Consider the following 21091-nt stretch of genomic DNA (forward strand, 5'->3'; position numbering starts at 1 on the left):
TAATCATCGTATCCTAATAAATAACGAGAAGAACCTGTCACATGACAGGTTCTTTTCTATTCGGTATGTACAAGAGGTAACAGATGACATTATACGGAGGGTGTACATGAGAAGACGTTGTGTACATAATATGTTATGTTTATATAAGTAATATTTTATTACGGTGCGGGGTGAAATTAATAAACAGAAAAGAGGGAATGAATTGAGGTGTAATTTTTCATTTCATCAGTCAAGAAGAAGTATATTAATTTCAGCGATGTTAAGTGGCCTAGTAACCCTATATGTAATACCCACACTTTTCTTGATTTTAAAATATTTTAGTTTAGATACGATGAAAGATATGTTAAATCAAAAAATTGTCTTAAGTATAATGACAATTTTGATGTGGATTGTACTATTGTATGTTGCGCATTTGAATAAAGATATTGTTAATAAATTTAAACGTATTATTAGGATTTATATTAGAATGTTTTTAGTAGCGAATGTGGTTACTTTGCTTTTTATTTTCACGCAAAATAATATGAATCTCGTAAATACACTGAATTGGATTTACAATTATAACGCACAGTTTATATTTAGTTTAATTGTAATTTATGCGATATATGTTTTGGTGTATAACGTGCTTGGGAAAGTTTTTTTGAGTACTATTTTGACAAGCATTTTGCTAATCATTTTGGCTATTGTAAATCACTTCAAAATTGTTTTTAGGGGAGACCCACTATATCCTTCTGATTTTACACAGATTGGACATATGCAATCTGTTATACCAATGGTGATGGATTATTTTAGTTGGGGTTATATTCTTCTCGTTATTGTAAGTGTTGTTGTCTGTATTTTGGCGGGTATGTATGTGAGGAAGTATATTCAAAATGTAAAAGTTCATGCAGGCGTACGAGTACTATTTATAATAGGATCCGTTTTTATTTTATATGTGTATGGTAATTTTACGAATACGTTTATGAATAAATGGTTTCAAAAGTCAGGTATAGAGTTCGTTTTGTGGAATCAAAATGAAAATTATGCTTCGAACGGTTTTGTGTTAGGCTTTATAAGTAATCTAGATACAACAGTTATTGAAAAGCCGAAAGAGTATTCAAAAGAAAGTATGCTTCAAATAGCAAACGATATAAAGAAACAATATAGTAGCAATATAGGGACGCAGAAGCAAAAAGAGAAACCGAATATTATTTTTGTAATGAGTGAATCGTTTTGGGATCCAACGAAGTTAACGAACCTGTCCTTTAGTGAAGATCCTTTACCTAATTTGCATCATTATATAGAAAGTTTTCCTGGTGGACAAACTATTTCTCCTGCATTTGGAGGAAATACTGCGAACGTTGAATTTGAGGTATTAACGAGTTATTCAATGAGTTTGTTAAAACCAGGATCTATACCGTATCAGCAAGTTGTTACAAATAAGAAAGAAATTCCATCAATTCCTCGAGCTTTGAAAAAAGAAGGGTATTATACAAGTGCAATTCATTCGTTCGGTCGCTCATTCTTTAAACGGGATGACGTATATAAAGTGTTAGGGTTTGATAAGTTTAATGCACAAGATACGATGGAAAATGTAGAAGTTGATGGAGATTATATTAGCGATTTATCTATGAGTAAAGAGATAATAGCTGAATTAGAGAAGCAAAAGAAACCTACTTTTATTCATGCGGTTACAATGCAAAATCATTTTCCATTTACAGAAGGAAGATTTGGCGAAAATCAAATAGAGATTAGTGGTTTAGAGAATGAAGAATCGAAGGCTGAATTAGAGACTTATACAGAAGGTTTAAGACGTTCAGATGAAGCTCTTCAATATTTAATAGAGGAGCTAGATAATTTAGATAGACCTACATTATTAGTATTCTTTGGGGACCATCTCCCATCACTAGGAACAAATAAATCTCTTTATAAAGAGACTGGTTATATAACGAATGAAAAAACGCCAAGTGAACGATTAGCGATGGCGCAAACGCCGTTATTAATGTATGCAAATTTTGATATGCCAAATGACAATTTAGGTTTAGTAAGTCCAATCTATTTTTCAAATCTTGTCTTTGATTATGCTGGATTAAATAAGGTACCGTTCTATCAATTTTTATCGAAGTTATATGGAGAAATTCCCGTACTTCGTGATGAATTGAAGATAGGAAAAGACGGAGAAGCAATAAAAAGTTTAACAGAAAAACAAAAAGAAATGTTAAAGCAATATGAGTTTATTCAATATGACTTACTCATCGGAAAGCAATATAGTAAGGATATATTATTTAAATAGGCGACAAAAAAGAACTTGTATACGATACAAGTTCTTTTTTCATAGTATTTAACGGGATAACCAGACAAGCTAGGTTTAGGGAGTATTACTTGTACATTTAGTATAAATTAAAATAGAGTCGTTTTAATAATTAATTTGTGAGAAGTGTGTGAATTTTTCATCTAGTATATAATTGGACAATTTGTTTAATTTTAATAGAATCAGTTCCAGATTTGTTATTAATTTTTAGTTTGCAATTATTTGTTGTATGGATTTATAAACAGACAGGATATCGCTTCGTTACCATTTATGCGTTTAATGATGAAAGTGCATATGTCTTACCGATTCTTTGTATGACGATTGTTCCAACTCTTCATTTTTTCCGCATTATCGTTTTATTTTTAATGGAAGAGAAGAATAAGCCATATGTGGAATTTGCTCGTGCAAAAGGTAGTTAAGAAAAAAGAATTTGCCGTAAAGGAACTATGAATTTAAAAATTTTATCAGTTCTTTATTTAACTCATCCGCTTGATCGATTGGAGAGCCGTGGCCACTATTTGTAAGAGGATATAGTTCAGAATTTTTAATTCGCTCTTTTGTTAGCTCAGCACTTTTATAAGGGATGAGTTGGTCGTGAACACCGTGGAATATTTTTGTTGGAACGTTAATTTTACTTAAATCTTTCGTTACGTCTTCGGTCGCGGCTGCTTGCAAAATTTTGATGAGAGCATAAGAAGCGGACTGCATACCGAGATAAGAAAACCATTCTAGTGTAGCCGCTCCTAAGTTTCTATTAAAAAATGATAAAGATACATCACTTAGAAACTTAGGTAAATTTACATACATTTGATTAATAAGAGCATCTGCTTGTTCTTTCGGTACGCCGTAAGGGGATTCTTGGTTTTTCACGAAAGAAGGAGAGACAGCATCCACTAATGCAAGTTTGGAAATACGACGCCCATCATATCGTGACATATACCGAATAGAGAGAGCGCCACCGACTGAGAAGCCGACTAACGTAGCATTTTCTATTTGAAGTGCTTCTAATACAATTGCGATATCATCAGCTAAACGATCATAAGTGTAACCAGTCCATGGTTTATCAGACTGTCCGTTTCCTCGTATATCCATGGCGATGCAGCGGAAACCATGTTGTGGTAAGATATTAAATTGATATTGGTACATTTGATGATTTAAAGGCCAGCCATGAATGAAGAAGACAGGTTTACTTCCAGGGCCTGGGTTAATATCCTCAACAAAAATGTGTACATCTTTTTCAACTGTAACGAACATGATGTATCCTCCTCATACATTTTAATAGGCTCTTTCCCAAAATCGCTGTTTTGTCATTGCCTGAATAAATTCATTTGCAAGTAAGGTAGGGTTTTGTTCTGTTATAACGCCAGGTTTTCCTTCGATGTTTAAAGATTGAACAATAGTAGTTCCATTTTGGAAAGCGCCAATTGGCTTAAAGTGATTATACGATTCTACGACGAATGAACTTGCCTTGTTAAGAAAATGATCATTAATATTTCCGCCAATAAGAAGTAGCCCATCATAAAGAAGCGGTGATCCTGTTAAGAAAGTATCATTCACTTCCCACTGTCCATTTTGAGAGCCTTGCACAAAACCTAATCGTTCGGAAATAATAACGGGCTGAAGACCGGCTTGTTTGAATTGATTTATAATATATTTTGCGTTTTGATCGTCATATCCGTTTGCGACAATGACGCCTACTCGTAATGTATTTGGGCTGAATGCTGTATGTTCCATACTTAGTGCTGGCGAGGATTTTGTAACATTTGATTCTTGAACATTTGGCACTGTTGCCCCGACTGCTTCAGCTACTAAAGTAGCTAATTCTGTACTTATATGACTAATCATACCTACGACTTGTTGGCGAACTGATTTACTTTTTACTTTTCCTAATTCAAAGGAAAAGGCCTGCATAATATGGATTTTTTCGACGTGGCTCATACTATTCCAAAATAAACGGGCTTGTGAGAAATGGTCTTTAAAACTAGCGGCTGTTTCTCTTGTTTTATGTCCAGAAACAGTAGAAGGATATGTAACGAAACCGCCTTTCGTACCAGGTACAGTAAAGGGAGAGTTATTAGCTAAAGAGTTATTATGGTAAGCGACTTTTCCTTTATCAATTATATATTTAGACGCACCATCTCTTTGATTGTTATGAAAAGGACATACTGGACGATTAATCGGTAACTCTTGATAGTTTGTACCGACGCGTGCTAATTGTGTATCTGTATAAGAAAATAGTCTGCCTTGTAAGAGAGGATCATTTGTAAAATCGATACCGCGGACGATGCTTCCAGGGTGCAGTGCGACTTGTTCTGTTTCCGCAAATACGTTATCAACGTTCCGATTTAACGTCATTTTTCCGATGATTTTAACAGGGAAGTCTTCTTCCGGCCAAATTTTCGTTGCATCTAATATATCGAAATCGTATTTAAATTCGTCCTCTTCTTCTAAAATTTGAACGCCAAGTTCGTACTCAGGGTAGTTTCCAGCATTAATATTTTCCCATAAATCACGGCGATGATAATCTGGATCAGCGCCGCCTAGTTTTTGAGCTTCATCCCAAATTAACGAGTGAACGCCAAGCTTTGGCTTCCAGTGGAATTTTACGAATCGTGACTTTCCGTGTTTATTAACTAAACGAAATGTATGAACGCCGAACCCTTGCATCATTCGAAAACTTCTCGGAATTGCGCGATCCGACATAATCCACATCATCATCGCAGCTGATTCTTGATTATTGGCGATAAAGTCCCAAAAAGTATCGTGTGCTGTTTGTCCTTGGGGAATCTCATTATGTGGCTCTGGTTTAAGGGCATGAATAAGATCCGGAAATTTAATACCATCTTGAATGAAGAAAATCGGAATGTTATTACCCACTAAATCGAAATTTCCTTCCTCTGTATAAAACTTAACAGCGAATCCTCGTACATCTCGGTTCGTTTCATTTGCACCTTTTGATCCAGCAACTTCAGAAAAACGAATAAAAATAGGTGTCTTTTTAGATGGGTCTTGTAAAAAATGAGCCATTGTTAAGTCTTCTAAAGAATCATATAGCTCAAAAACACCATGTGCTCCGTAACCACGGGCATGAACGACTCTTTCAGGAATTCGTTCGCGGTCAAAATGAGCGAGTTTTTCTCGCATCAGGAAATCTTCTAAAAGTGTAGGACCACGATCGCCGGCGGTTAAAGAGTTTTCATCATTTGAAATTTTGACACCCGTATTCGTTGTCATCTCTTTTCCTTCATTGTTTTTCGTAAAGGATTGTAACTGTTCTATCTTCTTATTTTCACGACCGTCCATATAAAGCACCTCCCATATTATACGTATTATTGTTCATGGTTTTTATGCTTACATATGGTGTGGGGAAGTATATTATCTATGGATTGATTTTCCTCATTTGTTCAATTTATCTTTGTTTGTCTATGAAAATCATTTATTATAATAAATGGTATTCTTTTGAAGGGGTGTTGAAGTGGAAGAGAGTTTTCTATCAGCTAAAGAAGAAAAGAAAAACGCTAAGATTTTCTTATGGGTAATACATGTTATTTTAATTGTATACGAGGTTGCATACGCGATTATATTAGAAGATACAATGCCTTTAGCAAATTGGCATAAAGGGATATGGAAGCTTGCATATATTATGGCTATATTAGGTATTAGTGTTTACTTATTTGAGAGAGAAAAAGCATATTTAGTTAAATATACATATTTATTTGCATACATGATCGCAGAGACTTTTAATATTGGATGGTATGCTTTTCATAATACAATAGCATTTGATGAAGGGAATGTAATTGAATATATTTTCATTTTCTTCGTACCGATCTTTTTGAGTAAAAGATATTTATTTGTCCTAGCGCCATTCCTTATAGGGAAATATATGATATACCTATTTGTATTTGGAGAACTTAACCTGTTTATGTCTCTTGTTATAAATATGGTGTTACTTTTCGTGTCATTTATTATTTTAAATCGATTTTTACAATATCTTTCAGCAGTAAAGGGACGTATTGCAGAGGCAAGTCAGTCACAAAAATTGGCGGTTATCGGAAAAATGGCAGCGACAGTCGGACATGAAATTAAAAACCCACTTGCTTCATTAAAAGGGTTTACGCAATTACAAAAAGAGAAACACGAAAAAGATGCAACATATGAACAAATGATTCTTGAAATCGAAAATATGAATAATATGATTAGCGAATTAATGGAGGTTGCTACATGTAAACCTTCTGTTTATGAAAAACACATTGTAAGTGATGTTTTAGTACAAGCGGTAGAAAACATGCGCGGAAAAATGAACGAGTTAAATATAAATTGCACCTTTAATGAAGAGCAAAATAGAAGTGAAATTGAATGTGATGAACGCAAATTAAAAGGAGTATTTTTGTATGTTATTAAAAATGCTTTAGAGGCAATGGAACATGGCGGAACATTAAAAATACAAGTTGAAAATAAAAAAAGAGATTATGTAATAGTAAGTATAGTAGATAGTGGTTTTGGGATAAAAAAGGATAATTTAGGACGAGTTAAGGATGCTTTTTATACAACGAAGCAAGATAGAATTGGATTAGGTCTTACGGTAGTAGAGCGAATTGTGACAGAGCATCTTGGAGAATTACACATTTCTAGTGAAGTAAAGAAAGGAACGAGAGTAGAAATACTGCTCCCGAAAAAATGTGAGCGCAATGTGACACAAGATTAAGAGGTGTTGTTAAAGGAGTTATCATATGGAAAAAGGCAATATATTTGAAAAAGAAGAGATAAAGGCATTAATAATATTTTTAAGCTTATTCTTCGTTATATTTTTTGCGTATGATTTTGCTGAAAAAGCTATTGTCCTTTTATCAGATAAAAATCAAAAACTAGCAGATGCTTTTGAAGAAGGATTAGGTTTATGGCTATATAGTTTGATGGTTGGATTATTCTTTATAGGACTTTATTTTATGAAATGGAAAAATCCGTATATTGTGAAGTATATTATTTTAATTGGCTATAATATATTGGATTTTATTAATAACTTCATTATTTATTACGGAAGCGATGCGGAATTTGATGGCGGGAATATAGTAGAAGGATTCTTTATTTTATTTGCACCGATATTTGTGAATAAGAGGTACTTTTGGTTAGTTGCCGGAACTATTGTTGGGAAATATGCACTTATGGGATTCGTTGTTCAATCCTTTATTGTTCTTATCCCAATAGCATTATATAGCGTGTTTGTTATTATATGTTGGATTATATTTTTAAGATTCCAATCTTACGTTCGTACACTTGAAATGATGGATAAAGAAATACGAAATGTAGAAAAATTAGCAATGGTTGGGAAAATGGCGACAGTAATTGGCGATAAGATTAGAAGACCGTTAGAAAAATTGAAAAAACTTGTGAATAAGCAAGCGAAAAAATATCCAGAAGATAAAATTTATAGTGAAATTATGAGACAGGAAGTAGAGCGAATTCATACAATTGCTACAGAACTAAATGGGTTTGAGAAATCTAAATCGGTAGAATCTGAAACGCATAATATTAAAGAAATCATCTCTTATGTTATCAGGGTTATGGAAAAGCCAGCTTTAGAACAAGGGATAAAAATGCATGCTATTTATAGTAAAGATATACCTTCAATTACATGTGATGAAAAACGATTGAAACAAGTATTTTTTAATTTAATAAAAAATGCGATTGAAGCAATGTCAGTTGGCGGAACTATTACTGTAAAAGTTATAGTGGAAGATGTGATCATTGTTCAAATTATAGATGAGGGATGCGGCATTCCGAAAGATAAAATTCCGAAGCTAAATGAAGCCTTTTACACAACGAAAGAAACTGGAACAGGCTTAGGATTAGTAGTTACGGAAAAAATTATTAAAGATCACCACGGTAAATTGAACTTTGAAAGTGAAGTTGGAGTTGGAACAACTGTTGAGATTATGTTGCCGATTTAATGATAGTGTAAGAGATAAATAGAAAACATCACTTAATCAAAAGTGATGTTTTTTAATTTATCTTGCGTTAAGATCCAATTGGTTCAACCAATAATCAGTAGGGAAGGGATCCCCCTACTGATTAAAGCTTTTTCTATAGAGTACAGTTTAAATAGAGGTAATTAGAAAAATAGAGTATATAGCACTGTCAGTAATCCCAGGGCTAATATAAAGGCATAATGCGTCTCCTCTTGAAACTGGATTTCCAGTTGTTGTACTAGTCCAAATAACAGTGGCAGGTCCTGGTAAAGGGGTAGGGTCATACACTTGAACTAGCTGTGATCCAACGTCTGAAGGAGTAATAGTAAATGTGATTGTTCCAGTGATTTTAGCCGTAGTGGTAAAAGTAATAGTAGATATAACGTGATCAGAGGTAGGGGCGGAAAGGTTTGTTGGGACATTAGTGCAGATTTGAATTGTATAAACTTCTATAGGCAAATTATTTACATTTATAGATGCAGAAAAACCAGCTATATTTCCAGATCCAGCAATTACATAAGGAATAATATTGGAATCAACTGCTGGAGCACCTGCTATACGTTGAAACTCAGCGTTAGTTCCTTGGAAAAGGATGCTTTTTGCTGAACTGCTACCGGTGTGCCCAGTGATTCCGGTAGGTCCAGTAATACCAGTGGGTCCAATGCTGCCAGTAGGCCCGGTGTTTCCGGTAGACCCAGTAGGACCAGTAGGACCAGTAGGACCAGTAGGACCAGTAGGACCAGTAGCTCCGGTAGAACCAGTAGAACCGGTGTTTCCGGTAGAACCAGTAGAACCGGTGTTTCCGGTAGAACCAGTAGAACCGGTGTTTCCGGTAGAACCAGTAGGACCAGTAGGACCAGTAGGACCAGTAGGACCAGTAGGACCAGTAGGACCAGTAGACCCAGTAGGACCAGTAGGACCAGTAGCTCCGGTAGAACCAGTAGAACCGGTGTTTCCGGTAGAACCAGTAGAACCGGTGTTTCCGGTAGAACCAGTAGGACCAGTAGGACCAGTAGGACCAGTAGCTCCAGTAGCCCCGGTAGGTCCGGTAGACCCAGTAGCCCCGGTAGAGCCAGTAGCCCCGGTAGGTCCGGTAGACCCAGTAGGTCCGGTAGAGCCAGTAGCCCCGGTAGAGCCAGTAGATCCGGTAGGACCACCTTCTACCAATAAGATATAATCTTGAGACACATTCGGAAATCCTTGAGGTGCATCTTTTTTTACAACATAGCCGCTACTCGTGTAAGTGACAACTTGTCCCGTTTTATAGTTAGGAGCGGCTGCTAGACTAAAAGCGGTAGTACTTTGCAAACCGGACCCGGCATTGCCAGTAGGTCCAGTAGCACCAGTGGGTCCAGTAGCGCCAGTAGGTCCAGTACTGCCGATAGAACCGCTGTTGCGTCTACCGTCACAACTAAAGCAATTGCGTTGGTACATATATTATCTCCTTTCTATATTTTTGAAAATATAGTTTTAAAAGTAGAACTACTATATATATATTGTAGATTCTATATTTTTGTGTGGTCGATCGTATTGTGTATATAGATTTTAAAAATAGGGGAGGTGTTATTAGTTTTATAACCACCATGTCTCCTGTGGAATCAGAGTAACATCTACATCAAAATTCTCTTGAAACCAATCGTACATCAATGTCTTTTTCACTAAATATTCAGAGGCAGAGTGTGAGACACCGATGAGCGACATGTTTGTTTCTTTCACATAATCTATAATGAGCGAATATTTATGTCTGCCGTAATCATTGTCGATATGGCAATGGATCTCTCCTGTAATATATGCTTCAGCACCTTTTTCTTCTGCTTCTTTCATTAAAGATACGACATCGCCGCAGCCAGCGATAATTGCAATTTTCTTGATGGAATCGTGTTGTTTACCTTCGAGGTCTGTATAAGGAATGTTAAAGAGTTTTTTTAGACGTTTTTGGAGTTTTTCTGTTGTTGTTTCATCTATTTCACAAATGAGACCGGCTGGTTCGTTTTCTGGCCCCCCGTAAGCGAATCCGTTAATTACATTGGCTTGTAGTGCTTTTGCGATTGAAATGCTAGTTCCATATGTTTGATGAAAATCCATTGGACCGTGACATGTATATATAGAAAGTTTCTTTTCTTTTATTGCCTGCAAATATTTTGATGAAATTGGAATAAACCCCCGCCCTGATTTTCCGAGTGGATCACCGCACTCCATCACAAGTGGATGGTGCATGAAGAGTAAATCACCTGGTATGGATTGTGAAATGAATTTTTCGAGAACATCATCAGTCGGGAACACAGCTAAAAAGATTGTATTTACATTTTCAGTACCTCTTATCATAAGACCGTTAAATAGCTCAACAAAATTTGCTTCGAAAAATTGTTGCCATGGAAACTGGATTTGATCATATGTAGCTGGAATGAAACGACTAAAGGCACTGTCTTTTCCGTATTTTTCAATTTGGAATAAATGATTAAGTGATTGTTCTATTTCTTTTAAGGCTGGCATGTTTAATAATCCTCCTTAAGATAATTCTTACTTTGTTAGCTGTTTTTATTTTTTATAGCAAAATAAGAAGCGGATATAAAACAAATAAAAGCTAGAATCCAGCCAATAGCAGGGAAATAGGGAAGTATATGTTTTAATACCATTCCGCTAGAAATAAAAAAGCTACCTAATAGACCTAATAAAAGGGGATATCACTGTAGTTTGAACATCAGTGATATAAGCGCCCTTACCACATATATTGTATAATAGTCTCAATTTTCTGTATATAAGATTTAAGAAAAATGGTGGTACAATATATAAATGATACGAGAAGAGAGGATGTGGGTTAACACATGTACGTTACTGTAACAGAGGCAGCATATAAAAAGATTATGGATACGATTCCAAGTGAAACGAAATATATAAAGTTATTTTATGATAATGAAGGTTGCGGTTGTGTTATGAGCGGGATTATTGATTTAGTAGCCGTTTCAGAGAAAGATGAGCGCGATGTAGATATCGAATCAAGCGTACTAAACTTTATTGCAGATCGCACAAAGCTTGTATTTATGGATGATAAATTAACAGTTGATTGGCATGAAGTTGGAGGGACTTTCCAGCTGAAGAGCCCAAGCCAGTTTTATAATCCGAATATGAAGTTACATGTTCGAGTATAATGAAGAGAGAAGGAGTATATAATATGCTCCTTTTTCTTATGGATTTTTTCACATAATGAAATGTACATATGGTTGAATTTTCTGTATAATTCTCTTTGCGGAGGGGGTTGCGCATGAGAAGATGGGGAATTGAATTATTAATTTTAAGTGTCGTTATTATTTGGGGGATTAACTATACGATTGCGAAATATGGACTTTTAGAATTTACAGCAATTGAGTTTACTGCAGTTCGAATGATGACAGCAGCACCACTACTGTTATTACTTACGTTCTTTATCGAAAAGTCACTTTATATGGAGCGAAAAGATATACCAAGATTAATCATCGTTAGCGTTGTAGGTATTGTACTGTATCAAACGTTATTTATGGAAACTGTAAAATACACATCCGCTACAAATGCTTCTTTACTCATATCTATTTCACCTATTTTTACAACTTTATTTGCGATTTTCTTGAAACAAGAAAAATTCTCCTCTCGAAAGTTAGTTGGTTCCATGATTGCCTTTATTGGTGCTACATTAGTTTTAGTAGCAGGGCATTCACTCGCTAGTTCTTTCTACGGAAATGGGATTGGACTTATTACATCAATATGTTGGGGACTTTATCCCGTTTTAGCAGGGCCGCTTATTAAAAAATACTCAGCATTACGTGTTACTGCATGGTCGACATTAGTTGGAGCGATTCCGCTTTTATTGTTAAGTGGTCCACATGTATTTGTCATGCCATTTCACATTACACACGGAATGACACTATTTGCTTTACTATATTCTGTTTTCTTTGTAACAGTATTCGGTTTAGTCATGTGGTATGTTGGTGTTCAAAAAATTGGTGCGTCACATACGATGGTATATATGTATATTACGCCGCTTGTAGCTGTTTTATTTGCAGCTGTATGGGCAAATGAATATGTATCGTTTCAACAAATAATCGGTGGAATCATCATTTTCTTCGGTTTATGGTTTGTGAAATCAGAGAAAGTAGAAGCTAATTCTATCGTGCAAGAACCTATATCAAAATAGGAAAACAGATCACCTATGATCTGCTTTCCTATTTTTTTATTTTTGGTAAAAATACGAGGAATAAAATGGCAGTAATAAGTGGGATTAAATTAAGAAAAGGAATACGGAAGAGTGTAATAAGAATAATACCTGGAAGAAGAACACCGAGGACAGCATAGAAAATACTATGTTTTTTCATGTACCAATATAATGAAAGTCCAATAAGTGCAGGAACAATGAGATGAATGAGAGCCATTAAAAAATAAATCATTAGACGCCCCCTTTATTTATGTGCTTATTACATCATATCCGTATGTTCATAGATTGATATCAATTTTTTCATAATTGGACGAAAATGTTTTGAAAAACGTCACATTTATGAGGGATTCTATATTAGAAATCTTGTATAATATTATTTCCTAAAAGCATTTTAAAAACATAAACATACTGTTTATGTTTTTAAAATTTGAGTGAAATGAATTTTTAGTAGTATGGACTCGAAAGAAATGAGTTATATAGCTTTGGTTAGATAGATAAAAACTATTGAAGGGGAGTACAATATGATTAGTATGTCATTAAGGTCGTTTAAAATTCAATCGTATTATCTACTAGGTATTCTGTTATTAGGCTGGATGTTAACACCGTTTTCAGCACATTTTCTAGGTGCAGGAATTGGACTTATTGTAAGCATGTATTGTGTTTGGATTTTAGGAAGGCGTATCGAAAAGCTTGGAGATAGTATAGTAAAGAAGACGAAAGCGCCGACGCTTGGTATGTTTAATCGCTTTGCAGCTGCAATTTTGGGTGCTATTATTATGTACGAAATTGAGCATCATATGGTAATGTGGGCATTTGCAGTAGGTATTCTGGGTGGTTATTTCTTAATCGTTATTAATTTAGGGTATTATAGTATGAAGGATGAAGAAGAATTAACAAAGGGTTAAAAGAGCTAAAAGAGCCTCTTTTTAGATGGAATAGAGGATCCAGCGGTGGATAGAAGCGGTTAGGGCCTTTTTTGTTTCCATGCGGTGTGAAACCAGAAGGATGTAGTGAGTGGGATAATAGTTTATATGTTCGAAGCCGTGGTTTGTATGTGTGAAAATCCGAGTATATCAATTGAAAATTAGGTTTGGAACTTTTTTAGATGGAATAGAGGATCTGGCGATGGATAGAAGCGGTCAGATCCTTTTTTAGTCCCATGCGATGTGAAACCAGAAGGATGTAGTGAGTGGGGAAATAGTTTGTGTGTTCGAAGCCATGGTTTGTATGTATGTAAATTGAAAATTGGGCTTGGGAAGTTTTAAGTTGGAACAGAGGATCTGGCGGTGGATAGAAGCGGTCAGATCCTTTTTTAGTCCCATGCGATGTGAAACGAGAAGGATGTAGTGAGTGGGGGAATAGTTTATATGTTCGAAGCCGTGATTTGTATAAATGAAAATCTGGTTACTTAAAATGAAAATTGGCTTACTCTGGAATAAGGGATCCGGCGGTGGATAGTACAATAGGAAGCGTAACTTTGTATAAAATATAGGTTTCCGCTTCCAATAAGTTAATATGAAATCACTTAGTAGTATGACTCTTAGGTTCTTTAAAAAAGTTGGATACAATACAACAAACTATTCCAGTAATTAGAATAATGTATTTTATCGTTTCACTTGTATGCTCAAATAAATTAACGTTAAGCATCACAAGTCCCCAAAACATTTGAATCGCTCCATAACTGAATAAAATTTTTCCAGTACGAGAAAAATTTTTCATGGGCCTCACCCTTTCCTGTATATGTAAATTATATCATTGGAAACTACAAACGAATGATTATAAAATGAATTTTCTGTAAATTTATAGGTATTGGTATGCAATAGATGAAGGGATTAAAGTTTCACTTTATATAAGATATAGAAAGAAGCTTACGTTTTTAACGTAAGCTTCTTTTTTATGTAAGTGTGTGTAACCGTTAAGCCGCATTGGGTTTTGTCGGTGAGTACGCGGAACTTTACGGTTACACGACACTTATTCATATGAGTAAAAGGGTTATTCCAACAGAAAATTTGTAATTAAGCGATCGGACCGCCTAAGTTAATAATATTTTCAGAAACGCTATCGAATTTTTTGAAGTTTTCTTTAAATTCGTTTGCAAGCTCAATTGCTTTCGCTTTGTAAGCATCTTTATCAGCCCAAGTTTGTTCAGGCATTAATACTTCATCAGGTACACCTGGAACATGAAGAGGTACTTCAAGGCCAAAGATGTCGTGTTTTGCAGTTTCAGCTTTAGCAAGTTCACCGCTTAGTGCTGCTTGAATCATTGCACGAGTGTAACCTAAGTTCATACGTTTACCAACGCCGTATTCGCCACCAGTCCAGCCAGTGTTTACTAAGAATACTTTCGCATCATGTTTCTCGATTTTTTCACCAAGCATTTCAGCATAACGAGATGCATCAAGCGGTAAGAACGGTGAACCGAAGCAAGTAGAGAATGTAGCTTGCGGAGATGTAACACCGCGCTCTGTTCCTGCTAGCTTACTAGTGTAACCGCTTAAGAAATGGTACATAGCTTGCTCTTTTGATAACTTACTGATTGGAGGCAATACGCCAGATGCATCAGCAGTTAAGAAAATAATTGTATTTGGATGTCCTGCAACACTTGGCAGTACGATATTGTCAATCGCATGCATAGGGTATGCAGCACGTGTATTTTCTGTTAAAGTAGTATCGTTATAGTCAGCGATGCGTGTTTGACCATCAATGACAACGTTTTCTAAAACTGAGCCAAATTTGATTGCATCGAAGATTTGTGGTTCTTTCTCATGAGAAAGGTTTACACATTTTGCATAGCAACCGCCTTCAATATTGAATACGCCGTTATCAGACCAACCGTGCTCATCGTCACCGATTAATTTACGGTTTGGATCAGCAGATAATGTTGTTTTGCCTGTTCCAGATAAACCGAAGAATAGTGCTACGTCGCCTTCTTCGCCTACGTTTGAAGAGCAGTGCATAGAAAGAATATCTTGTTCAGGTAGTAAGAAGTTCATAATAGAGAAGATTGATTTTTTCATTTCTCCAGCATATTCTGTACCACCGATTAGTACGATACGTTTTTCGAATGAAACCATAATGAATGCTTCAGAATTTGTACCGTCAATTGCTGGATCTGCTTTGAAGTTTGGTGCAGAAACAATTGTGAACTCTGATTCGTGAGTTGCTAATTCTTCTTCATTTGGACGAATAAACAATTGATGTACGAACAAATTATGCCATGCATATTCGTTAACAACTTGAATTGGTAGGCGATAGTTGCGATCAGCGCCAGCAAATCCTTTGAAGATGAATAACTCTTCTTTTTCTTTTAAGTATTCTAAAACTTTTATATATAATTTATTAAAATGTTCTTCAGAGATCGGTTGGTTCACGGCTCCCCAAGCAATTTTGTCAGCAACCGATGCTTCCTTCACAATAAATTTATCTTTAGGAGAACGTCCTGTGTATTTTCCTGTTGAAGCAGAAACGGCACCAGTAGAAGTTAATTTCCCTTCGTTTCGCATTAATACTTTTTCCACTAATTGCGGAACACTTAATTGAATCTGTGCATTGCTTCCGTTCAATAATTCATGTAAACCAATTTGGACATTCACAGTACTCATATTTATATACCATCCTTTTCATTTAATGAAATATTTCTCGTAATCCCCATCAATAGTATAACACAATTATATAAATAATGTATACTATTTATTTATTTTTGTTTGTGTGAATGTATCATTTTCCTATTAATATTTCATTCTATGGGTATTGAGAAAAACTTTCAGGAAAATGTGAATATTAATTGACAAATGAATATCATTTCTTTAGTATAGGTTGGGACGGATACTCTCTTATCCCGAGCTGGCGGAGGGACAGGCCCGATGAAGCCCAGCAACCTCACTTGTAGTGGTAAATACAGGTGAATAGGTGCTAAAACCTGTGCGAGGCTAACGGTCTCGAACGATAAGAGCAAAGGGCAAAAAGCAGTATGCAAGTAGCAAATTAAACCTTTCCTCTATGTTAAGTAGGAAAGGTTTTTCTGTATGCTTGTGTGGGAGAATAAATGTATGTCGCAGTTTGTGGCAAATTAAGGATGAGTTCCGTACAATATATACAATTACTGTAGGGAGGTTTACCACATGACAAAAAAACGTCATCTGTTCACATCTGAGTCTGTAACTGAAGGACATCCAGATAAAATTTGTGACCAAATTTCTGATTCAATTTTAGATGCGATCTTAGCAAAGGACGCAAATGCACGTGTAGCTTGTGAAACAACTGTAACAACTGGTTTAGTATTGGTAGCGGGGGAAATTACGACTTCTACTTACGTAGATATTCCAAAAATCGTTCGTGAAACAATTCAAGGCATTGGTTACACACGCGCAAAATACGGATTCGATGCAGAAACTTGTGCAGTTTTAACATCTATCGATGAGCAATCTGCTGACATCGCTATGGGTGTTGACCAAGCACTAGAAGCACGCGAAGGTCAAATGACTGACGCTGAGATTGAGGCAATTGGTGCGGGAGACCAAGGTTTAATGTTTGGCTTCGCATGTAATGAAACACAAGAATTAATGCCACTTCCAATCTCGCTTGCTCACAAATTAGCTCGTCGTTTAACTGAAGTACGTAAAGATGACACATTATCATACTTACGTCCGGATGGAAAAACGCAAGTTACAGTTGAGTATGATGAAAATGGTAAACCTGTACGTGTGGATACAATTGTAATTTCTACACAACATCATCCAGATGTTACGTGGGAAGAAATCGATCGCGATTTAAAAGAGCACGTAATTAAAGCTGTAGTTCCAGCAGAATTAATGGATGGAGAAACGAAATTCTTCATTAACCCAACTGGCCGCTTCGTAATTGGTGGACCACAAGGTGATGCTGGTTTAACAGGACGTAAAATCATCGTTGATACTTACGGTGGATACGCTCGCCATGGTGGTGGTGCATTCTCTGGTAAAGATGCAACGAAAGTTGACCGTTCTGCAGCATATGCAGCTCGTTATGTTGCGAAAAACATCGTAGCAGCTGGTCTTGCTGACAAAGCAGAAGTACAACTTGCATACGCAATTGGCGTAGCACAACCAGTATCAATTTCAGTTGATACATTAGGCACTGGTAAAGTATCTGAAGACGTATTAGTAGAACTAGTTCGTAACAACTTCGATCTTCGCCCAGCTGGTATTATTAAAATGCTAGACTTACGTCGCCCAATTTACAAACAAACAGCAGCTTACGGCCACTTCGGACGTACTGATGTAGATCTTACATGGGAACGTACAGACAAAGCAGCTACTTTAAAAGAGCAAGCTGGTCTATAATATATGAAAAAAAAGCTTTGCGCGTGTCGCAAAGCTTTTTTTATTTGGTTTTATCCCGCATTAACGGGCAGTAAGCCTCCCACCTCAAAATTCGGCTGTAAAGCAAAAAAGTTAGGTAGGAGGCTAACTGCCCGTAAAAGCCCGATTGGTTCAACTAATAATCAGTGGGGAAGAACAAAATCCCCACTGATTAAAGTTTCACTTTATTTACTACTTGAATGCAAGAACTACAATAAACTTCCCCGTCTAGCTCAATATACTTCTTCATATTTGTCATACCACTTGCCGGAAATGGCATATGAATCCACGCTTTTTCATACGTTTGTATTTCCTTTTCACATGATTTACAAAGGATTGGTTTCTTACGGAACATAGACGGTCACCCTTTCAGTTGGCGTGCTTTTCCTGCGCAAAAAGCACTGCTCAGTAAAAATAGCGTTGCGAATATAATACTCACTAATGTAGCGTATGGAATTGCTCCTTTTAGAGAAAAACCGACAGTGATGGAAGCAACAAATAAGAGGATGAATGTTGTTGTTAATTTTTTGTATAGTTCCATAGTGAGTGAACCTCCAAATTATTTTGTAATTTAAAATGAAATCTACTATGTAGAAAATATAAGGGGATTTAAAGAGTTAATGGTGTGTAGTCCAGGCGTATAAGAAAGTGTATTTTCCTTTTTATGGTCGTATATACTTATATTGTATCACGGTGCATCATTGGCTTCATACATAATTGTGTAAAGATATGTATGATAAAATGAAGAAAAGTCTTTAGGAAAGGAAAGATGAAAAATGAGCGTAACTGAACATAAAAAACAAGCTCCAAAAGAAGTGCGCTGCAAAATCGTGACGATTTCCGATACACGTACGGAAGAGACGGATAAGAGCGGACAACTATTACATGAATTATTAATAGAAGCAGGACATAAAGTGACCTCTTATGAAATTGTGAAAGATGATAAAGAAAGTATTCAACAGGCTGTGTTAGCTGGTTATCATAGGGAAGATGTTGATGTCGTGTTAACGAATGGCGGAACTGGTATTACGAAACGTGATGTAACGATTGAGGCAGTGTCAGTGTTATTAGATAAAGAAATTGTTGGATTTGGTGAGTTGTTCCGTATGATAAGTTACTTAGAAGATATCGGAAGTAGTGCGATGTTAAGTAGAGCAATCGGTGGTACAATTGGACGCAAAGTTGTCTTTTCCATGCCAGGGTCTAGCGGGGCAGTTCGCCTTGCGATGAATAAATTAATTTTACCGGAATTAGGTCATATTACATTTGAGCTGCATCGCCAATGAGTAAGTATGCTGGAATTGTATTGGCAGGCGGTATGTCGAGTCGATTTGGTGAGCCGAAAGCGTTAGCGAGCTGGCAAGGGAGTACTTTTATAGAGCATATTTTGAAAGTGATGACAACTGCGTTACAAGAAGTTGTAGTCATTAGTCATTCTGATATAAAAGAGCGAGTAGAGGAACTTGTACAAGTTCCTGTTATAGAAGATATTCCGCATTATAAAGGAAATGGACCACTTGCTGGAATTGTATCAGGAATGGAATATATAGAAGCAGATTGGTACGCTATTATGCCTTGCGATGCGCCAAATGTTTCGCATGAATGGTTTACCATTTTACTAGAGCAAACGAGCAATGAATATGATGCGGTTGTCCCTATTATTAATGGAAGAAAACAACCGTTACTTGCAGCGTATCATAACCGCGTGAAAGAAAAGGTTTATGCTTTGCTTCAGGAAGAAAAAAGAAGTATGGGCCAGCTTTTATCACAATGTAATGTAAAATATATTGCTGGTGAAGAGGTACAGGCGAATGCAGATTGGTTTATGAATGTGAATACGAAAGAAGAATATGTGCAGGCTCAAAAAAACCTTTCAAATGAATGAAAGGTTTTTTGATATACAGAAATTGGGGAACAATTACTGTATAAAGGTATGTGAGTAAGTTGATTTTAAGGGGAATTTCTTAAAATCATCATACAGTAAAAATACTGTATAACCATATATTAATCTTTTTGGGTTTTTATTACAAGACTGTTTAGTTATGTATAATTCTGTTATAATTAATATAGAAAAGTGGTTATGTTTCACCTTGTGTACCATTTATTAAACTAAAATTTTCAATTGTGTAATAAACTCCCTGCCCCTCATTGCAGGGAGTTTATTTAAGTTTTAAGCCAGTAGTTCTGCTTTGTTTTGGTGAAGAACTTCTTCATATTGGTTAAGTAAATTATGAAAGATTTCATCCCAACTTTGTGATTTCGCATAAGATGAGGCGGCGACTCCCATTTGTTTCAATCTTTCTTCATTGTTTAATAAATAATAAATCGACGATAAAAATGAGTCCACATTTTTTGGCTCACATAGAAAACCAGTTTTTTCATTTTTAATAATATTTTTAACCCCGCCACTATTCGCACCAATAACAGGTGTGCCACATGCGAGTGACTCCAGTACGACGTTCCCAAATGTTTCAGTAGGAGAGGGAAATACCATTAAATCGGAGGAAGCATATGCTTCAGCCAAATCCGTTCCTTGTAAATATCCAGTAAAAGTTACATTTGTTTTTGGAACATTTTCATGCAGGTCCTTTGCGAGGGGACCATCTCCAGCGATGAGCCAATGAATATCGTCACGTTCTTTGTTTGTCGTTTGAATAAGTGTTTGAAGAGTATCAATATCTTTTTCAGGAGCAATCCTTCCAATATAGGAAAGGACATACTTAGCTGTAATATTATATTTTTTTCGGAATAGGTCTTTATTGTAAGTTGGATGAAAGAGAGTACAATCTACACCACGTCCCCAAATATAGAGCTGTTGAAATCCTTTTTTCTTTAATTGATGTAATGTTTCAGGAGAAGGAACAAAGTTTTTTTGCATATGACTATGAAACCACCTTAAATAGTTCCATAGCATATTGGAGAGAAATTCGATTTTGTAATAGCGTAAATAGGCGTCAAAATCAGTATGATAAGAACCGACAACTGGGATATTTAACTTTTTGGCATAATATAACCCACAAAGTCCCATATTGAAAGGCGTAGCGATGTGAATGATATCAGGTTTAAAGGCAAGAAGTTCCCGCTTAATGCGCGGAGTAGGAAAGGCAAAGCGACATTCTGGATATAATATTGTTAACGGGATACTTCTCATTTTGTTCACATTCGCTACGAAATTATCTTCTGCCGTATGCTGAGGGGCGAAAACAGAATAGGCGATATTTTCTTTTTGAAAATATTTAGTTAAACGTTCCAAAGTTTTCGCCACACCGTTGACTTGTGGTGTAAATGTATCGGTAAATATGGCGACTCTCAT

Annotated in this window: 20 protein-coding genes and 1 riboswitch; of the genes, 10 read left to right on the plus strand and 10 right to left on the minus strand. The window is 36.0% G+C overall.

Annotated features, from left to right (window positions below; translation table 11 throughout):
* Window positions 1–202: 202 nt before the first annotated feature.
* Both ABH959_RS22680 and ABH959_RS22685 read left to right on the plus strand, forming a co-directional pair.
* Window positions 203–2269: an LTA synthase family protein gene (locus tag ABH959_RS22680; RefSeq protein ID WP_113938159.1), complete on the plus strand. Its 2067-nt coding sequence runs from the start codon at window positions 203–205 to the stop codon at window positions 2267–2269.
* 212 nt (window positions 2270–2481) lie between these two features.
* A complete protein-coding gene (locus ABH959_RS22685; RefSeq protein ID WP_395923201.1) occupies window positions 2482–2706 on the plus strand; it encodes an ABC transporter permease family protein in 225 nt (74 codons plus the stop codon).
* A 25-nt stretch (window positions 2707–2731) separates the two neighbouring features.
* Here the strand turns inward: ABH959_RS22685 and ABH959_RS22690 are convergent, their stop codons facing one another.
* Entirely contained in the window at window positions 2732–3541 is an 810-nt protein-coding gene (locus tag ABH959_RS22690) for an alpha/beta fold hydrolase (RefSeq protein WP_113938157.1), read from the minus strand.
* 21 nt (window positions 3542–3562) lie between these two features.
* Complete coding sequence (locus tag ABH959_RS22695; protein WP_113938156.1) at window positions 3563–5590, minus strand: catalase; 2028 nt, start codon at window positions 5588–5590, stop codon at window positions 3563–3565.
* 172 nt (window positions 5591–5762) lie between these two features.
* Here ABH959_RS22695 and ABH959_RS22700 point away from each other — a divergent pair, with 172 nt between their 5' ends.
* Window positions 5763–6992 carry an ATP-binding protein gene (locus tag ABH959_RS22700; RefSeq protein WP_113938155.1) on the plus strand — a complete coding sequence of 410 codons (1230 nt, stop codon included), beginning with the start codon at window positions 5763–5765 and terminating at the stop codon, window positions 6990–6992.
* A 25-nt stretch (window positions 6993–7017) separates the two neighbouring features.
* Window positions 7018–8235 (plus strand): ATP-binding protein, encoded by a 1218-nt coding sequence (locus ABH959_RS22705; RefSeq protein ID WP_113938154.1) that lies wholly within the window; start codon window positions 7018–7020, stop codon window positions 8233–8235.
* A gap of 147 nt (window positions 8236–8382) precedes the next feature.
* Here ABH959_RS22705 and ABH959_RS22710 read toward each other — a convergent pair whose 3' ends face one another.
* Together ABH959_RS22710 and ABH959_RS22715 are read right to left on the minus strand one after the other, a co-directional pair.
* A complete protein-coding gene (locus tag ABH959_RS22710; RefSeq protein WP_404493189.1) occupies window positions 8383–9687 on the minus strand; it encodes a collagen-like domain-containing protein in 1305 nt (434 codons plus the stop codon).
* Between the two features lie 138 nt (window positions 9688–9825).
* Window positions 9826–10746 (minus strand): Nif3-like dinuclear metal center hexameric protein, encoded by a 921-nt coding sequence (locus ABH959_RS22715; RefSeq protein WP_404493191.1) that lies wholly within the window; start codon window positions 10744–10746, stop codon window positions 9826–9828.
* Between the two features lie 332 nt (window positions 10747–11078).
* Here ABH959_RS22715 and ABH959_RS22720 point away from each other — a divergent pair, with 332 nt between their 5' ends.
* A complete protein-coding gene (locus ABH959_RS22720; protein WP_002089124.1) occupies window positions 11079–11402 on the plus strand; it encodes an iron-sulfur cluster biosynthesis family protein in 324 nt (107 codons plus the stop codon).
* A 113-nt stretch (window positions 11403–11515) separates the two neighbouring features.
* Complete coding sequence (locus ABH959_RS22725; RefSeq protein WP_113938151.1) at window positions 11516–12421, plus strand: DMT family transporter; 906 nt, start codon at window positions 11516–11518, stop codon at window positions 12419–12421.
* Between the two features lie 28 nt (window positions 12422–12449).
* On the opposite strand, the gene ABH959_RS22730 is transcribed toward ABH959_RS22725, so the two are convergent.
* Entirely contained in the window at window positions 12450–12671 is a 222-nt protein-coding gene (locus ABH959_RS22730) for a hypothetical protein (protein WP_002015710.1), read from the minus strand.
* A 289-nt stretch (window positions 12672–12960) separates the two neighbouring features.
* On the opposite strand from ABH959_RS22730, the gene ABH959_RS22735 reads away from it, so the two are divergent.
* Window positions 12961–13344 (plus strand): ATP synthase subunit I, encoded by a 384-nt coding sequence (locus ABH959_RS22735; RefSeq protein WP_002089121.1) that lies wholly within the window; start codon window positions 12961–12963, stop codon window positions 13342–13344.
* Window positions 13345–13960: 616 nt separating this feature from the next.
* Here the strand turns inward: ABH959_RS22735 and ABH959_RS22740 are convergent.
* Window positions 13961–14158 (minus strand): hypothetical protein, encoded by a 198-nt coding sequence (locus ABH959_RS22740; protein WP_002089120.1) that lies wholly within the window; start codon window positions 14156–14158, stop codon window positions 13961–13963.
* Between the two features lie 296 nt (window positions 14159–14454).
* A complete protein-coding gene (gene pckA / locus ABH959_RS22745; protein WP_113938150.1) occupies window positions 14455–16041 on the minus strand; it encodes a phosphoenolpyruvate carboxykinase (ATP) in 1587 nt (528 codons plus the stop codon).
* A gap of 228 nt (window positions 16042–16269) precedes the next feature.
* A riboswitch (SAM riboswitch) is annotated at window positions 16270–16391 on the plus strand.
* Window positions 16392–16560: 169 nt separating this feature from the next.
* Between pckA and metK the strand changes: the two genes are divergently transcribed.
* Window positions 16561–17760: a methionine adenosyltransferase gene (metK, locus tag ABH959_RS22750; RefSeq protein WP_002015707.1), complete on the plus strand. Its 1200-nt coding sequence runs from the start codon at window positions 16561–16563 to the stop codon at window positions 17758–17760.
* 190 nt (window positions 17761–17950) lie between these two features.
* Here the strand turns inward: metK and ABH959_RS22755 are convergent, their stop codons facing one another.
* Both ABH959_RS22755 and ABH959_RS22760 read right to left on the minus strand, forming a co-directional pair.
* Entirely contained in the window at window positions 17951–18133 is a 183-nt protein-coding gene (locus ABH959_RS22755) for a hypothetical protein (protein WP_002067721.1), read from the minus strand.
* A gap of 6 nt (window positions 18134–18139) precedes the next feature.
* Window positions 18140–18319 carry a hypothetical protein gene (locus ABH959_RS22760; RefSeq protein WP_002067722.1) on the minus strand — a complete coding sequence of 60 codons (180 nt, stop codon included), beginning with the start codon at window positions 18317–18319 and terminating at the stop codon, window positions 18140–18142.
* Window positions 18320–18554: 235 nt separating this feature from the next.
* Here ABH959_RS22760 and ABH959_RS22765 point away from each other — a divergent pair, with 235 nt between their 5' ends.
* Window positions 18555–19064: a MogA/MoaB family molybdenum cofactor biosynthesis protein gene (locus ABH959_RS22765; RefSeq protein ID WP_003191949.1), complete on the plus strand. Its 510-nt coding sequence runs from the start codon at window positions 18555–18557 to the stop codon at window positions 19062–19064.
* Window positions 19061–19663: a molybdenum cofactor guanylyltransferase gene (locus ABH959_RS22770; protein ID WP_404493193.1), complete on the plus strand. Its 603-nt coding sequence runs from the start codon at window positions 19061–19063 to the stop codon at window positions 19661–19663. Before ABH959_RS22765 ends, ABH959_RS22770 begins: the two co-directional genes overlap by 4 nt.
* A 285-nt stretch (window positions 19664–19948) precedes the next feature.
* On the opposite strand, the gene ABH959_RS22775 is transcribed toward ABH959_RS22770, so the two are convergent.
* Window positions 19949–21091 carry a glycosyltransferase family 4 protein gene (locus tag ABH959_RS22775; protein WP_404493194.1) on the minus strand — a complete coding sequence of 381 codons (1143 nt, stop codon included), beginning with the start codon at window positions 21089–21091 and terminating at the stop codon, window positions 19949–19951.

Origin of the sequence: Bacillus sp. RC51 (genome assembly GCF_044908115.1) — a bacterium.
GTDB classification, from domain to species: Bacteria; Bacillota; Bacilli; order Bacillales; family Bacillaceae_G; genus Bacillus_A; species Bacillus_A mycoides.

Bases quoted from the DNA above. Each gene is read 5' to 3' on its own strand.
- ABH959_RS22775 (WP_404493194.1), bottom strand. From the start codon at position 21,091: ATGAGAGTCGCCATATTTACCGATACATTTACACCACAAGTCAACGGT.
- ABH959_RS22690 (WP_113938157.1), bottom strand. From the start codon at position 3,541: ATGTTCGTTACAGTTGAAAAAGATGTACACATTTTTGTTGAGGATATT.
- ABH959_RS22720 (WP_002089124.1), top strand. From the start codon at position 11,079: ATGTACGTTACTGTAACAGAGGCAGCATATAAAAAGATTATGGATACG.
- ABH959_RS22730 (WP_002015710.1), bottom strand. From the start codon at position 12,671: ATGATTTATTTTTTAATGGCTCTCATTCATCTCATTGTTCCTGCACTT.
- ABH959_RS22725 (WP_113938151.1), top strand. From the start codon at position 11,516: ATGAGAAGATGGGGAATTGAATTATTAATTTTAAGTGTCGTTATTATT.
- metK (WP_002015707.1), top strand. From the start codon at position 16,561: ATGACAAAAAAACGTCATCTGTTCACATCTGAGTCTGTAACTGAAGGA.
- ABH959_RS22770 (WP_404493193.1), top strand. From the start codon at position 19,061: ATGAGTAAGTATGCTGGAATTGTATTGGCAGGCGGTATGTCGAGTCGA.
- ABH959_RS22705 (WP_113938154.1), top strand. From the start codon at position 7,018: ATGGAAAAAGGCAATATATTTGAAAAAGAAGAGATAAAGGCATTAATA.
- ABH959_RS22715 (WP_404493191.1), bottom strand. From the start codon at position 10,746: ATGCCAGCCTTAAAAGAAATAGAACAATCACTTAATCATTTATTCCAA.
- ABH959_RS22735 (WP_002089121.1), top strand. From the start codon at position 12,961: ATGATTAGTATGTCATTAAGGTCGTTTAAAATTCAATCGTATTATCTA.
- ABH959_RS22760 (WP_002067722.1), bottom strand. From the start codon at position 18,319: ATGGAACTATACAAAAAATTAACAACAACATTCATCCTCTTATTTGTT.
- ABH959_RS22740 (WP_002089120.1), bottom strand. From the start codon at position 14,158: ATGAAAAATTTTTCTCGTACTGGAAAAATTTTATTCAGTTATGGAGCG.
- ABH959_RS22695 (WP_113938156.1), bottom strand. From the start codon at position 5,590: ATGGACGGTCGTGAAAATAAGAAGATAGAACAGTTACAATCCTTTACG.
- pckA (WP_113938150.1), bottom strand. From the start codon at position 16,041: ATGAGTACTGTGAATGTCCAAATTGGTTTACATGAATTATTGAACGGA.
- ABH959_RS22710 (WP_404493189.1), bottom strand. From the start codon at position 9,687: ATGTACCAACGCAATTGCTTTAGTTGTGACGGTAGACGCAACAGCGGT.
- ABH959_RS22755 (WP_002067721.1), bottom strand. From the start codon at position 18,133: ATGTTCCGTAAGAAACCAATCCTTTGTAAATCATGTGAAAAGGAAATA.
- ABH959_RS22765 (WP_003191949.1), top strand. From the start codon at position 18,555: ATGAGCGTAACTGAACATAAAAAACAAGCTCCAAAAGAAGTGCGCTGC.